The organism is Nesterenkonia sp. AY15 (assembly GCF_022565855.1).
Taxonomy (GTDB): Bacteria; Actinomycetota; Actinomycetes; order Actinomycetales; family Micrococcaceae; genus Nesterenkonia.
Window position 1 is genome coordinate 49,433 of record NZ_JAJOYV010000008.1, and the last position, 14,225, is coordinate 63,657.

The 14,225-nt window shown below is 67.6% G+C and carries 16 protein-coding genes; 6 read left to right on the forward strand and 10 right to left on the reverse strand.

Annotation, left to right across the window (positions count from 1 at the left end; translation table 11 throughout):
• Position 1 precedes the first annotated feature (1 nt).
• The 4 genes from LSI54_RS11365 to LSI54_RS11380 all read right to left on the reverse strand — a co-directional run bounded on the left by LSI54_RS11365 (position 2) and on the right by LSI54_RS11380 (position 4,811).
• Positions 2-1,663: a cryptochrome/photolyase family protein gene (locus LSI54_RS11365; RefSeq protein ID WP_241466237.1), complete on the reverse strand. Its 1,662-nt coding sequence runs from the start codon at positions 1,661-1,663 to the stop codon at positions 2-4.
• A gap of 4 nt (positions 1,664-1,667) precedes the next feature.
• On the reverse strand, positions 1,668-2,924 hold the full coding sequence (locus LSI54_RS11370; protein WP_241478415.1) for a flavin monoamine oxidase family protein: 1,257 nt from the start codon (positions 2,922-2,924) through the stop codon (positions 1,668-1,670).
• 145 nt (positions 2,925-3,069) lie between these two features.
• Positions 3,070-3,891, reverse strand: coding sequence for an endonuclease/exonuclease/phosphatase family protein (locus LSI54_RS11375; RefSeq protein WP_241478416.1), 822 nt, complete (start codon positions 3,889-3,891; stop codon positions 3,070-3,072).
• A gap of 104 nt (positions 3,892-3,995) precedes the next feature.
• Entirely contained in the window at positions 3,996-4,811 is an 816-nt protein-coding gene (locus LSI54_RS11380) for a glycosyltransferase family A protein (protein ID WP_241478417.1), read from the reverse strand.
• Positions 4,812-5,022: 211 nt separating this feature from the next.
• On the opposite strand from LSI54_RS11380, the gene LSI54_RS11385 reads away from it, so the two are divergent.
• The 6 genes from LSI54_RS11385 (at position 5,023) to LSI54_RS11410 (ending at position 10,097) form a co-directional block, all read left to right on the forward strand.
• The gene (locus LSI54_RS11385) at positions 5,023-5,778 is read left to right on the forward strand and encodes a YqjF family protein (protein WP_342357822.1); all 756 of its coding nucleotides are present in this window, start codon (positions 5,023-5,025) and stop codon (positions 5,776-5,778) included.
• A 129-nt stretch (positions 5,779-5,907) separates the two neighbouring features.
• Positions 5,908-6,996, forward strand: coding sequence for a glycosyltransferase (locus LSI54_RS13220; protein ID WP_241478418.1), 1,089 nt, complete (start codon positions 5,908-5,910; stop codon positions 6,994-6,996).
• A gap of 48 nt (positions 6,997-7,044) precedes the next feature.
• The gene (gene arfB / locus LSI54_RS11395) at positions 7,045-7,485 is read left to right on the forward strand and encodes an alternative ribosome rescue aminoacyl-tRNA hydrolase ArfB (RefSeq protein WP_241466226.1); all 441 of its coding nucleotides are present in this window, start codon (positions 7,045-7,047) and stop codon (positions 7,483-7,485) included.
• A gap of 190 nt (positions 7,486-7,675) precedes the next feature.
• Complete coding sequence (locus LSI54_RS11400) at positions 7,676-8,782, forward strand: N(5)-(carboxyethyl)ornithine synthase (RefSeq protein WP_370642762.1); 1,107 nt, start codon at positions 7,676-7,678, stop codon at positions 8,780-8,782.
• Positions 8,783-8,813: 31 nt separating this feature from the next.
• The gene (locus tag LSI54_RS11405; RefSeq protein WP_241478419.1) at positions 8,814-9,317 is read left to right on the forward strand and encodes an SRPBCC family protein; all 504 of its coding nucleotides are present in this window, start codon (positions 8,814-8,816) and stop codon (positions 9,315-9,317) included.
• 3 nt (positions 9,318-9,320) lie between these two features.
• A complete protein-coding gene (locus tag LSI54_RS11410; protein WP_274617626.1) occupies positions 9,321-10,097 on the forward strand; it encodes an alpha/beta fold hydrolase in 777 nt (258 codons plus the stop codon).
• 46 nt (positions 10,098-10,143) lie between these two features.
• Here the strand turns inward: LSI54_RS11410 and LSI54_RS11415 are convergent, their stop codons facing one another.
• From LSI54_RS11415 to LSI54_RS11435, 6 genes are all read right to left on the reverse strand, one after another.
• Positions 10,144-10,743, reverse strand: coding sequence for a hypothetical protein (locus LSI54_RS11415; RefSeq protein WP_241478421.1), 600 nt, complete (start codon positions 10,741-10,743; stop codon positions 10,144-10,146).
• A 96-nt stretch (positions 10,744-10,839) separates the two neighbouring features.
• On the reverse strand, positions 10,840-11,613 hold the full coding sequence (gene heR / locus LSI54_RS11420) for a heliorhodopsin HeR (protein ID WP_241466216.1): 774 nt from the start codon (positions 11,611-11,613) through the stop codon (positions 10,840-10,842).
• A gap of 429 nt (positions 11,614-12,042) precedes the next feature.
• Positions 12,043-12,243, reverse strand: coding sequence for a DUF3817 domain-containing protein (locus LSI54_RS13225; protein WP_342357824.1), 201 nt, complete (start codon positions 12,241-12,243; stop codon positions 12,043-12,045).
• 4 nt (positions 12,244-12,247) lie between these two features.
• Positions 12,248-12,835 (reverse strand): TetR/AcrR family transcriptional regulator, encoded by a 588-nt coding sequence (locus LSI54_RS11425; protein ID WP_241478422.1) that lies wholly within the window; start codon positions 12,833-12,835, stop codon positions 12,248-12,250.
• A complete protein-coding gene (locus LSI54_RS11430) occupies positions 12,835-13,503 on the reverse strand; it encodes a GNAT family N-acetyltransferase (RefSeq protein ID WP_241478423.1) in 669 nt (222 codons plus the stop codon). The genes LSI54_RS11425 and LSI54_RS11430 overlap by 1 nt, the downstream gene beginning before the upstream one ends.
• Positions 13,500-14,039, reverse strand: a complete 540-nt coding sequence (locus LSI54_RS11435) for a hypothetical protein (protein WP_241466208.1) — start codon at positions 14,037-14,039, stop codon at positions 13,500-13,502. The genes LSI54_RS11430 and LSI54_RS11435 overlap by 4 nt, the downstream gene beginning before the upstream one ends.
• Between the last annotated feature and the right edge of the window lie 186 nt (positions 14,040-14,225).

Here is a 14,225-nt window from a genome sequence, read left to right on the forward strand (position 1 = left end):
ATCACCCTGGCTGTTGGAGCAGCCTGCTGGGCTGCCCGGGTTCCAGCAGGTGCTGAGCACGCTCGTGATGGGCGCGTCGCTTCTCCTGGTCCATCTTGTCCAGCAGCGAGACCACCATGCGGGCGCGCGGGTTAGCTTCGAAGATCTCGCGATGGTCCCTGATGAACGTCCAGTAGAGCCCGTCCCACTCCTGTGCCCAGTCCCCCTTGGGCAGGTCCGACATCTTGCGCAGGTAGTTGCTGCCAGAGACATAGGGCTTGGTGGTGATCGCCTCTCCCGCCGCGAACTGGCTCATGGCATAGACGTTGGGCACCATCACCCAGTCGTAGGCGTCGATGAAGAGCTCCATGAACCACTCGTAGACCGCGTCCGGGTGGATCCGCAGCAGCGACATGGCATTGCCCAGCACCATCAGGCGTTCGATGTGGTGGGCATACCCGGTCGCCAGGACGCGGGAGATCACCAGGTCCACCGGGGCCAGGCCGGTGCTGGCATCCCACCAGCCCGTTCCCAATGTGTTGTGGTGCTCCAGCCGATTGGCGCTGCGCAGCTGACGCCCCCGGGTGCGATAGGTGGCGCGCATGTACTCCCGCCAGCCGATGACCTGACGGATGAATCCCTCCACGGAGGCCAGCGGGGTGGACTCGTCGGCAGCCTCGAGAACCGTCTGCACCACCTCACGGGGATCCAACAGTCCGATGTTCAGCGCCGGGGTCAGCAGCCCATGAGCGATGAATGGGTGCTCCGCTGAGATCGCATCCTCATAGGGGCCGAAGTCGTTCAGACGCTCCCGGACGAACTCGCGGAGATGCTCGCGCGCCTCCTCCGCGCTGACGGGCCAGGCGAACAGCGCGGGATCCCCCGGGGCGTCGGGGAACTCGTCGCGCACCCAGGCGATGGCCCGCTGGACGTCGTCGGCCGCGCCGTCGTCATCGGCTGAAGTGCCAGACCCTTGGACTGTTTCGGCACTGACTGTACGTTCAGTACTTTCAGAACTTTTGCCGCTGTCATCATCGCGCCTCAGCGCGTCGAGATCGAACATTCCGTCCCGCTGCAGGATCGGATGACTCGCGAAGCGCCCCACCGTGGGCGGCGTGTACCCGCGCGGCAGCTTCTTGCGGTTCTCCGCATCGAAGGACCATTTCCCACCGACAGGTTCCCCGTCGGCGTCGAGCAGGAGCTTGAACCGGCGGCGCTGCCAGACGTAGAACTCGTGCATCCGGGCACCGTGGGACCCGAACCAGTCATCGACCTGCGCGCGGCTGGTCAGGAAGTTCGGCGTCTCCAGCACATCCTGCTCACGCAGCCAGCATCCGCCCTCATCGAGCGCGGCGCGCAGATCCTGCTCCAGCCAGTCATCGACCACGTCGTAGACGGTCACCCGTGCCGGGGCCAGTTTCTGGATCAGCTCCACCAGCTGTGCGTGGGAGCTGCGGTCGGCCTGGCTGCGCAGCACCGACACCTGGTGACCGCGGGCCCGCAGGCGCCGCGCGAACTGGTCCATCGAGGCGCGGTGCAGGACCAGCTTCTGAGCGTGGAAGGAGTACTGCCGGAACAGCAGGTCATGTTCGATCAGCACGAACACCGTGTCAGGGTCGACGTCGAGGTGCTCCTTGAAGAGCTGGTGGGGCAGCACCAGACGAAGCACGGGAGGACTCGTCATGGGCTCAGCCGGCGAGCAGTCTGGTCAGCGACTGCGCGGCCTGGTCGCCGGAGACCAGCGCCCCCTGGATCGAGCCATGGTCGCGGTGATCACCGGCGATGAGCACGCGATCCCCCAGCTGCTGGGGACGGGCCTGAAGCAGGGGCGGGTGTTGGACCGGGAGCGTGTGCTCCACGAGGTGATGGGTGAGCAGCTCCCAGTCTGCGGTGGATCCCTGGTAGAGCCGCTCCAGATCCCGGCGCACGGCGGCCTCCTCGGCGAGGCCGTCGGGACGGTCCAGCAGCGTGGTCGCCTGGATCAGGTGCTGACCCTCCGGGGCGTAGGAAGGAGCGGCCTGCGAGACCACAGCGGTGTTCCAGATCGGACCGGCGGGGCCTCCGCCGCGCCGGCTGGCGTCGAGCATCAGGAAGGGTCCGGGCTGGGGCAGCTCCGGGGCGCGGAACCACCAGGTGGTCAGACCATGGGTGGGCAGCGCCGGCTGGCCGGTGAGCTCGTGGATGTCCTGCGGTCCGACGGCGACGACGGCGGCCCGGGCGCGCAGCGGCCCGGCGTCGGTGCTGACCTGGACGCCGTCGCCGCTGTGCCGCAGGTCCCGGGCGGACGTGTTCAGCCGCACCGGTTCGTGAAGCCAGGTCTCCATCTGTTCGGGGAGCGCCTGCATCCCTCCGCGGGGCAGCCCGGGGGCGCCGAGGGCGAAGTAGCGGACCAGCAGGCGAACATAGTTCGCCGAGCTCTCCCCGGTGCTGTCGGCGAGGACGCCGGCCAGGAACGTGTCGAGCACGTCCCGTCGCAGCCGTCCGGTGAGGCCGGCCTCCTCGAAGGAGTCGTGCAGCGTCTGATCCTGCGCGGGACGCGGCCCGGTGGCGGACTGTCGCAGGGTCGGGGCGATCCAGCGGGCGAAGGCGAGCAGGTCTGAGGGCGGGGTGTGCCTGCTCCGCAGCGTGGACAGGGCATGCTGCGGGTGCCGCAGCGGATGGGCCAGCGTGGCGGTGGTCGTGGAGGTGCGGATCACGGCGCCGACCCCGAATGCTTGAAGGCCGAGCGAACCGATGTCGATCCAATCCTGCACGGCAGGGTAGGCCGGGTTCAGCACCTGGAACCCGCGGTCGCAGCGAAAGCCCTCGATCAGGTCGGTGCGCACCCGTCCTCCGACGGCGTCCCCGGCTTCGAGCACTGTGACCCGGTGTCCGTTGCGCTGCAGGCGGCGGGCGCACTGCAGCCCGGCGAGTCCTGCGCCGATGACTATGACGTCGGTGTCCATGAGTCCCCATCCCGTCGCGTGGTGGTCAGTCTAGGCCGAACGTCTGACACGCGTCGGTTCGACAGGAGGAACGGCCAGGACACCTGTGCAGAAGAAGTGCACCAGCAGATCCCAGCTCGGGATGCGCGTGTAGAGGTCAAAGACGTTACTCCAGGCCGCGATCAGCAGAATCACCGAGATGGTGATGTCTGCCGGGGCGGGGAAGGTGCAGCACCGCCTGGACCGGCAGGTGATCCGAGGCCCACCCGCTGCGATGGCGCACCGGATTGATCGCCGCGCGGGCCACGCCCAACTCCGGTGAGGCCATGATCCAGTCGATCCTGCGGCGGTCGAGGCGCGGTTCACGGTAGTTGGCGAAGGTCCCCCATTCCTCGCTGTCGCGTTGCGCAGCCGCGGCCCAGGTGTCGGCGAGCACCTCGCCGCGGAGAAGCTCCGCAATCGGTGCGCTGCTGGGCTGAGCGTTCATATCCGCCGTGAGCACCACCGGCAGCGTACTGGTGGTCACCCGGCGCCGGATGCTCTGCGCGGCACGAAGCCGGGAGCGGTGGGAGAGGTGGTCGAGGTGGGTGTTCATCGCGAGGAAGGCCGTGGATGTGGCACGGTCCCGGAATCTCGCCGAGACCAGGCTGCGCGGGATGAGATTTCCCCAGGTTCGGGAACCCGGGTGGTGCGGGGTGTCCGAGAGGGCGCTCTGCTCCCAGTCCAGAAGTTCGAGGCGGTCTGTGTCGTAGTAGAGCGGCGAGGCCTCCCCTCCCCCTTGAGACCCCCGCCCGTGCCCGACGGATCGGTAGGAGCCGCCCAGCACGTCGGCGACGAACCTCACCTGATCGGCGAGGGCTTCCTGAACGCCGAGCAGAGTCGGACGTTCGGTCTGCAGCAGGCTGCGCAGTCCGGGGGCCCGGCGCTCCCATCGATCGGCTCGGCGCGGATGGAAGGCGAAGGTGCGCCGCCGGATGTTCCAGCTCATGACGTGGAGCCTTGGGGCCGGCATGGGCCCGATCAGGGCAGCGTCAGGGGCGACGGCTGGGTGGACGGCCGTTGGGCGGGGATCCGCGTGCGCGTCAGGCGCACTCATGTGCGTGCGCGTCCCGATTCCGAAGCATGACCGCGTCTGCGCAGAGACGCCCGGCGCCATCGGAAGGGCGGGAAGTCGTGTGGCCAATGCACCGTCACGGACCGGAATCCGCGCTTGATCCGGCGCTGGAAGGCTCTGGCGTCGCTGAAGGGGCGCATCGAGATGCCCATCGGCTCTCCGCCCATCGCGCCGAGACGATGACGCTCTCCGAGGTGGAAGGCCAGGTCCAGATCGTCGTGGATCTCGGGGTCGTCGCGGTGCACGGAGAGCCGTACCTGCTCCCACGCTTCGCGCCGCATGGCCATGTTGGAGCCGAACAGCGGCCGATGCCCCAGCGCGGGCCGGGAGAAGTTTCTGTAGGCGAAGAGATAGGCATGCACCAGTGGACGCCGCAGCAGCACCGGTCCGTCGATGAACTTGGCTGGACCGGTCAAGGCGGCGACGTGGGGCTGCTGCTCGAAGGCGGAGACCACATCCTGGATCCATCGCGGTTCCGGCACACAGTCAGCATCGAGCCGGAGGATCAGCTCAGAAGTGGCGGCGTCGTAGCCGGCGGCGCTCGCGGCGGGGATCCCCGGCTGCAGGCAGCTCAGCACCGTCGCGCCGGCAGCGCGGGCGGCCGCGGCGGAGTCATCGACAGAGGCGTTGTCGACCACGATGATCTCGTCCGCGGTCCGGGTCTGTGCCGCCAGCGCCGCGAGGCAGACGGTCAGTTCTGCGCTGTCGTCCTTGACCGGGATGACCACCGACACGGTGACCGGCGCGGTGTTCGGCGCTGCGCGCTCGTCGAGATTCTCGTCGTTGATGCTCATATCGGCCCCGTCCCTTACTTGATCGCAGCCCTCGCCGCCCGTCTTGAGAAGTCAGCACATCTCACTCCTGCACTACTGGATAAATCTACGCCGTATGAGTCCCGGACGCGCGGCACCGTGCCCTGAGCAGATCCACGCTGGATAAGATGCTGATGAACTGCCGCTGCTCTTTCGAGCATCGACCTCCCTGCGCCGATGATGAGGTTTCATGATGGCTTTCAACGCACTCTCCCGAGAGGCCCCACCGCTGGGCGGCCCCGCCGTGCTGAGGCAGCGGTGGAGCGAGGTGTCCTTCGTGCATTGGCGGGTCGACCCCGGCGCCGTCGCGCCGTATATGCCTGAAGGCTGTTCCCCGGACGTGCTGGATGGCAGCTCCTGGGTGGGGCTCATCGGGTTCCAGATGTCGAAGAGCTCCTTCTTCGGCGGGCCGAGCATTCCGTGGCTCGGTGACTTTCCGGAGGTCAATGTGCGGCTCTACTCCATCGACGAGCACGGTCGCCGCGGAGTGGTCTTCCGCAGCCTGGAAGCCTCCCACCTGATCCCGGTGCTGGTCGCGCGGGCGGCGTTCGGGCTGCGGTATCAGTGGGCGTCGATGAAGATCCAGGCCTCCGACGGCGAGGTCGAGTACACGACGCGCCGGCATGGCCAGCGCGACGCCGCCTCCACGCTGCGGGTTCGTCCTATTCCTGACCCCGCGGCCGACGCTGAGCTGGCTCAGGACCCGGTGGCGGAATTTCTGACCGCCCGCTGGGGCTTCCATGAGCGGCATCTGGGGCGCACCATCTATTGCAGGAACAGCCATGAGCCGTGGCCGTTGCAGCACGCGGAGCTGGTCCACCTCGAGGACGGGCTGCTGGCCGCGGCGGGCTTCCCCGGGCTCAGCACGCGGGCACCCGATTCGGTGCTCTACGCTCCGGCGGTGACCACGGTCTTTGCTCCGCCGCAGCGGGGTCAGCGGCTGGGCTAGATCGGCCAGACCAAAGGGTGGGTGGATGCGATGCGACTGCTTCTGGCTGCCGCTGGCTCGCGCGGCGACGTCGAACCGTTCGCGGCGCTGACCAGGCGCGCCGTGAGCGCGGGCCATGAGGTGCGTTTGGTGGTTCCCGATAACTCAGGAGTCGACCTCAATGGGCTCGATGTCGTGAGCATGAGCGTGGACTACACGGCCATGATCACCCAGCAGGGGGTCTCAGCGGCCGCCGCGCTTCGCTCCTATCGTTCGATCATCCAACCGCTCATGCGGGCGGTGATCATCGAGTCCGCCAGGGCCGCCTTGGACTTCGAGCCCGATGTCCTCGTGGCGCACCCGAAGATCCTCTCTGCCGGGCTGGTCGCGGACGCACTCTCGATCCCCCACATTCGAGTCGAGATAGTGCCCGCGTTGACACCCACCAGCGCGTTCCCCGCCGCTGGAACCATCACTCGAGATCTCGGCCGGTTCAACCGCTCCACCTACCGTCTCGCCAGCGCAGGCGAGGAGATGTTCCGCAGGGATCTGAAGGACGTGTCGCGCATGGTCGGCAGCTCCACCAGGAGCCCCACACCGCCCGCCTCCACGCTGATGCCGATCAGTCCCGCGCTGCTCCACCGTCCCGCCAACTGGGACGACACGGTGCACATGACCGGGCCGTGGAAGCTGGATGGTCCGGAGATCGTGTCTCCGGAGGTGGCCGAGTTCATGGCCGAGGGCAACTTCGTCTACGCCGGATTCGGCTCGATGGCGGCCGGGAACCCACATGCTCGGGCACGGGAGGTCATCGGCGGGATCCGCGCCGCGGGTTTCCGTGGGCTGTTGGCGACCGGGCTCGGCGGCCTCGAGGTACCTTCTGAGCTGCGCGACGACGACATCCTGGTCACCGATGCCGTGGCCCACGCCGCAGTGCTGCCGGAAGCCGCGGCCGCGGTGCATCACGGCGGCATCGGCACCGTCCATGCGGCGACGGCGGCCGGGGCTGTGTCGGTGCTGGTTCCGTTCATCGCCGATCAGCCGTTCTGGGCCGAGCGGCTGCGTGAGAAGGGTCTCGCAGCCGATCCGATCCCGCAGCGCAAGCTCACCGCAGATCGACTGAGCGCGGCACTGGGTGCCGCTGAAGACTTCCGCCCTAGGGTCCGCGCGGCCGCAGACACGATGGCGCACGAGGACGGCACCGGCAGCGCGCTGCGGATCATCGAAGGACTGGCCTGAGCCGACCTGCGCGTGGGCCCTCGGCCGCGGTGCGGCAGACTGGAAGGCGTGGAGAATCTGCGCGTACCCCCGGGGCCCGGGGCGCCCCATGGCCTGCTCATCCCGGCTGGTGAGCTGCACGAGCAGTTCTCCCACGCCTCCGGGCCCGGCGGTCAGGGCGTCAACACCACCGACTCCCGCGTCCAGCTCAGCCTCGACCTGGCAACGACGACGTCGCTCACCGAGGTCCAGCGCAGACTTGCCCTGGATCGGCTGGCTGCCCGGCTGGCCGGCACGGTGCTCACCATCAGCGCCGCCGAGCACCGCTCCCAGCGGCGCAATCGGACCGCGGCACGTGAACGCCTCTCCGAGCTGCTCCGTGAGGCCATCGCTCCCCCGATCATCCGACGTCCCACGCGGCGCACGCGGGGGTCGCACCGGCGTCGGCTCGCAGGCAAGCGTGAACGCTCAGAGATCAAGGCGAACCGGCGCCGACCTGGTCGCGACTGAGGTCAGCAACTCGTGATCCGCTGTGGGAGATCGGCGTACAGTCGGGGAAGGAGCCGACCAGGGCTCCCTCAAGACGGGAATACCGATGTCAAGCACCACTTCCTCTTCCACCGCTGCCTCCGCCGAGACCTCGGAGGCGTCCTCCCCGAGCCGCGAATTGCTGAGTCTCGGGGTGCTCGCGAACTCTTCGATGGAGAACGAACGGCGCCTGCCGATTCACCCCCACCACCTGGACCAGATCGACCCGGACCTGCGCGCCCGGATGATCGTCGAGCGGGGCTACGGGTCTGACTTCCAGTTGGCACCCGATTACGTGGAGTCCCGCGTGGGCAGGGTCGCTGAACGTGCGGAGGTCATTGCATCTGCTGATGTCCTGCTCCTGCCCAAGCCGCAGGCGGCAGACGTGGCGGCGGTTCCCGAAGGCGGCATCCTGTGGGGCTGGCCGCACTGCGTCCAGGATGCCGGATTGACGCAGACTGCGATCGACAACCGGCTCACGCTGATCGCCTTCGAGGCGATGAACCATTGGACCCCTCGGGGTGATTTCAATCTGCACGTGTTCCACAAGAACAACGAGCTTGCCGGCTACTGCTCCGTGCTGCACGCACTGAGCCTGACCGGCTCGACCGGGGACTACGGTCCCCGGCTCAGTGCGGTGGTGATCGGCTTCGGAGCCACGGCCCGAGGTGCGGTGACGGCGCTCAAGGCGCAGGGAATCCATGACATCCAGGTCCTGACCCAGCGCGGTGCGACTGCGGTCGGCTCGCCGATCCACACCGCCCAGATCACCCAGCTCAAGACGGCGTCGGGCACGTCACCTCTGAGCGAGGTCCTCACCTCAGCCGGGGATGTTCCGCTGCCCGAGTTCCTGGCATCGCATGACATCGTCGTCAACTGCACGCTCCAAGACGTCACCGCGCCGCTGACGTATCTGCGGACCCAGGACCTGGAGCTCTTCTCTGGAGGCAGCCTGATCATCGACGTGTCGTGTGACCCGGGGATGGGCTTCGAGTGGGCGCAGACCACGACGTTCGACGATCCGATGTTCACCGTTGGACGAGGGGTCAACTACTACGCCGTCGACCACAGCCCGTCATACCTGTGGAACTCAGCCACCTGGGAGGTCAGCGCGGCGATCCTGCCGTTCCTGCGCACCGTGATGGAAGGCCAGGCCACCTGGGCGACGAGTCCGATCATCTCCCGCGCGATCGAGATCAACGAGGGCGTGATCCAGAACCCGAACATCCTGAGCTTCCAGCATCGTGAGCCGGCATATCCGCACACGCGGACTGCATAGGGCCGGACCGCCTAGAGAAGGTGACCCTCAGATGACCACAGGACCAGCAGCGACGGGGACCCTCGGCGTCGGGCCTCACGGCAGCGAGCTCCAGCTTCAGCGCCGTTTCGCGGAGCCGCTCGAGACCATCTGGGCGGCGATGACGGACTCCGCGCAGCTCGTGAAGTGGATCGGGCGCTGGGAGGGAGATCCCGCCAGCGGGAAGGTCACCTTCTTGATGACCGCGGAGGGCGAGGACGCTCCGCCGGAGGAGTGCGAAATCCTGGATTGCAGCCCACCGCGCAGCCTTACGGTGCAGACGAGCGTCGGACCGGCTGTCTGGCACCTGCGCTTCGAGCTGAGCCACCAGGACGGCATCACCACCCTGCTCTTCGCCCAGCGGATCGGCGATGACCCGCTGGGCAGCATCGGCCCCGGGTGGGAGTACTACCTCGACCGACTCTCGGCGGTCCTGGGTGGAGCGGATCCCGCGGGTGTGGAGTGGAATGACTACTACCCCGGGCTTTCGGCGCCTTACGAGGCACTGGAGAGCTGAGCCTTGACAGCGGATTCCCATCAATGGCCGCTGGAGCACGGGCCACAGGATGGTGAGACCATCATCTTCCTCCCCGGAAACAGCACCGGGAGCTGGATGTGGGCACCCCAGGTGGAGCGTCTCCCCGGCCGCCACCTCCTCACCCCGGACCTGCCAGGCCTCGGCGAGCGCTATCGGGAGCCGTGGCCAGGGCTGGCCGGAGCCGCCGACGACGTCGCCGGGGTCATCCGCGCGCACGCACTTGGTGGCCGCGCCCATGTGGTGGGACTGTCACTCGGCGGTCTCGTGGTCGTGCGCCTGCTGCATCGCCACCCGGAGCTTGTGCGCAGCACCGTGGTCACCGGAGCTCCAGTCGCCGGACTGACCAGGATCGAACGCCTCCTGATCCCCCCGCAGATTCCGCTCCTGCGCAGACGCTGGTACTGGAACGCCCAGGCGATGGCCTTCGGGGTTCCGCCCGACAGCAGGGAGTTGTTCGTGGATTCCGCCGTGCGGGTCTCCGCGGAGACGAACCGGCTGACCTACCGGGAAGTCGCCGCAGGGTGCATGCCCGCAAGTCGGTTCCATTACTCAGGGCCAGTCCTGGCGATTGCCGGAGAGAAGGAACAGCGTTCGGTGCGCGATGGCTTCCCGGTTCTGCGTCAGTCGCTTCCACAGCTGCAGACGTGGATCGCTCCGAAGATGCACCATCCTTGGAACATCGAGGACCCGGATCTGTTCAGCAGGGTCATTCGCGAATTCGCCGATACGGGGACCTGGGAGCCTGCGGAACGGGTCTGACACAGGTTGAATCCCCCGCTCTGCGGCAGTCGGTCCACGGAGCCGGTTAGACGTAGGAGTCGAAGTGCTCGACGCCGAGGTCTTCGTCGGGCCAGAGGGAACCCGCGGCGTGTCCCAAGAGCAGCTTCGGATAGTAGGTCCACGCGAACCACGGGGCGACCGCCGACCTTCGCAACGCGTGATCAAGAAGCAGACCACCCACTGTGAGGATCGCCCCGAGACTCCGTCGCCGAGACGGACAGCTTCGGGTGATCGCTGTGGCTAGCATCATGTAGCCGTAGTGAGCAGACGCCCAGCTCACACCGTTGCTCCGCTCCCCGATGCGCTGATCCACGGCGCCCACGATCAACGGGTGTACATGAAGGGCAGCGAACGCGCAGTGCTCGCGTGCCCCCTGCCCGGCGCGTTCATACCAGCGGACGCACGCCCGGGTGTTGTTGACGTAGGCGCCGCCGAACAGATCCAGAGCCAGGGCGCCCAATGCCGTCTGGGAGAACCGTCCCGCGCCAGCGCGCTTCGCTGACCGGTAGGAGTAGAAGAGGCCGATGATCCCGGAACTGACCGCTAGCGTGTTGTTTGCGCGGGTGGCCTCTGGCCCGACGAATTCTGCCCAGCTGCGCCTGAGGGACTCGACCCGAGCAGTCATCTGATACCCCCATCATCGGCCAGGCTCAGGGTGACAGCAGGAGGGTTGCGGCGGAGCGGCGTGCTCGCGGCGCGGCGCCACGACCAGCAAGTGGGCTCAGGCGGCGAGGGTGCCGGCGAAGATCTGCCACGCCAGCGCGGACTTGGCCGTGAGGCTGAGCGTGATGTAGAGCCGCTCCCCCAGCAGGTAGTCGCGGAACCGTCCGACCGGTCGGTACTGCAGCCACTGGACCACGGCGAACACGTTGAAGAACAGGAACAGCGAGACGATGATCGCATAGACGAATCCTGGCGGCTCGGCCCCGGTGGTGGAGCCAGGAGCCAGGGTGTAGATCACGATGCCGACCCAGGGCACGATCCCGGCGATGCACCCGAAGACGAACGGCAGCCATCCGCCGTCGCCGGGCTCGTGGTAGCGCTCCTGGAGCCAGCCGAAGAGGATCATCGAGGCGTTGACGCCGAACAGCGCCAGCAGCGCGACCACATCGAAGATGCCGACCAGCTGGGCGATGATCACGATCATCAGCGAGCTGGACAGTGAGTACTCCACCCAGCGGAAGTAGTTGTGCCCGTTCGCCAGCCCCGCGCGGTAGCGACCGAAGAACGGCGGCGAGGCCACGATGGCGTGGAACAGAGCGGACAGGAACAAGAACGCCGCAATCGCCAAGGGGATCGGCAGGTCCCACAGGGTGACCGCCTCACCTGGAGGGGTGCCGGGTGGACCGGCGGGGTAGCTGCCCGTGACCGGAAGGGTGAAGTCGGTGGCGAGCAGAACCACCGCCACGGCTTGGGCCGCGTGAACGACTGCGGCAATGATGTTGTACCTGCGCAGGCCGGTGTAGCGCCCTGCGTCGATCTCAGTCGTAGTCACGGCGCTCCGATCGTCGGCTCACTCTTCCTCCTAGAGTAGTCAGCGGCCAGGTTGGCCGTCCAGGGACTGGAAGGCAGCCCCGTCGGTCGCTGGAGACGCCGAGCCAGCGATCCTCACCGTCCAGCCCGGTCCCGCCTGCGGCGATCGCCGCTGATTCCCCCACCAGGAAGTCACACGATCAGACGTTGAAGCGGAACGATCACGCGGGGTTTCGGCTGTTGGTGGTCACCGTTGGCCGACACCGAGAAATGCGGTCCAACCTGCGGAAACGCATTTTCGGCGCCGTTGGGCGTCATCGGCGATCGTCGGTCTCGGCCGGACTTCTTGTGATTATCTGCGGACCGCCAGCCTCGCCGGCATCGAGCTCCACGACCTGGCCTGCACCCGCCAACACCGCCGGGAGACAGCCCGGAGAAGCGAGCTGCCCGGTCAAGTACGAAGAGCCTGGTTGACGGCGGTGAGCACCGCAGTGGCGCTGTGGGCGAGAGTGACGAAGCCGTGGATGCGGCCGCTGATCGTCACTACCGGTGCGAAACCCGTCGTAGCGCGAATGATGAGGCCGGCGAAGAGCAGGGTCCAGGTGATCGCTTCGGAAAAGGCGACGACACGGGAGAGCTTCTTCGGTGTCAGGAGTTCATGAGATCACCTCCACAGCGAGGCCTCGTGCAGCGAAGTGGGCGCGCAGAAGACGGTCGACGCGAGCGTGCAACTGGGCCCGGTCGGGCACGCGATGCTGCAGCACCGTGAGAAGGCCCGAGCCTTCGACGAGCGCCATGACGTCGCCGGCCAGCGTTCGGGCGGCGGGGTTCTCGCCGGGCACGACCGACGCCAGAGATGCGGTGAGTTCGGCTTCGATGTGGTCGGCAGCGGCCTCTAGCGCAGGCTGCACGCGAGGCGCAACGGCGATGAGGAAGGCGTAGTACGAGAGTGGGGGTGCGAACTTCGCGATGCTCTCGATCGAGTCGACGTAATCGTCGACGAGCCGGTGAGTGAGGGCGACCGGGGTCGTGGGTCGAGGCTGCTGCGGGTCGGTGAGCGAGTCAGTGAAGAACCGTTCGATCACGGCCTCGAGCAGAGCCTCCTTGCTCTCGAAGTGGTGGTACAGGGCCCCCTTCGAGTAGGGCACCTCAGCGAGAATGCGCGCCAGGCTCGCGCCGTCGTAGCCGTTCTCGAGAAACAACCGAAACGCTGCGTCGACGATACTCGCTCTGGCGTCTGACATCACGGCACCTCGTCGTTCTCCCCGTCGGGAGTGCCGGCCTGCGCCATGACGTGCACCTCGCACTGCGCAACGGGAACGACGCCGAGCAGGGTGAAGCCCCAGCGGGCATAGAGTTCGGCGTTGCCGGGGCTCTCAGTCTCGAGCCTGACCCCCCACGACCGGGAGTCTTGGCGCGCACGCTGCAGCGTGTGGTCGACCAGTAGTCGACCGACCCCGAGACCTCGAGCGGATTCGGTGACTCCCACGGCGACGAGCACGTGGTGGGGGTGAGGAGGCGCCAGCCTGCGCGAGGCGAGGTCGGCGTCGTTGAGGAGCGTCAAGGCCCCCGGCGCGAGGTGGCGGGCGAGCATGAGAAAGCGTGCGCCCGAGATCATCCGTGCGCCCCTGGCCCGCAGTGTTCTCGCCAGGGTGCCGCTCTGCGGGTCGGCGATGAGGGCCGCGCCGATGATGGTGCCCGCGCGCTCGGCGAGAACGAGCTCGCCGCCGGCGTTCAGGGTACCGACGATGGAGGCGCGGAACACTGCCTCGCGAGCGGCCTGCGGGTGCTGCGTGGTGCTGGTCGCGGCGGCGATGAGGGGATCGTGCACGAAGGCTTGCGCCAACATGCGGGCCGCACCATCGCGATCCCGGCATTCAGCGGGGCGCAGCGTGACGTCTGCCAGGGTCACGGCCCCGTCGCCCCGCTGTGGTCGACGGCGAACGACAGCACGACCTTGATCGCGAACAGCGCCGTGATGAACAGCAGCACGGACGTCGTCTCGGCAACCAGGGCAGTCGCGCCGAGCACGATGACTATGCCCAACCCGGCCGCAGGTCGCTGCACGGGCGAGCCCTGCAGCAACACGACGGCGGTGCCTGCCGCGATCGTGAGTGCCCACCCGATGAGCGCAGGGAACAAGGGCAGCCCGAGAAGCAAGGCGACGATGGGCAGGTGTACATGCACCGCGATGAAGACCGCTCGGCGCTTGGCGCTCACCGCATAGTGGTCGTTCGTGCCTCGCGTGAAGTTGGCGACAACTCCTGCCGCGATGTCGGCGACGAGCAGCGCGGCCAGCACGGCTCGCCAGAGCTCGACGGTGAGCAAGGCCGGCAGCACGGCGAGCACGGCAATCGGCACGGCGAGCAGCACGAGCGTGATTGACGCGGCCGACTGGTGCGCGCCGAAGACATCGTGAAGCGAGGAGGGTATGCGGAGAGTACCCATGAGGCGACAGTACCGACTGGTCGGTATGGCGTCGAGAGCGCACATCTGATGGGCCGGATCGTGCGTGCGTGCCGGAGTGCGAGAGCGAGGGTTAGACGGAATGGAGTGCCCGCCCTGGTTTGGGTGATTGCAGGCCGGGGCCTCACTCACGCAATCTCGTGGTCCTGAAAGTCTGATTTGGCCCCA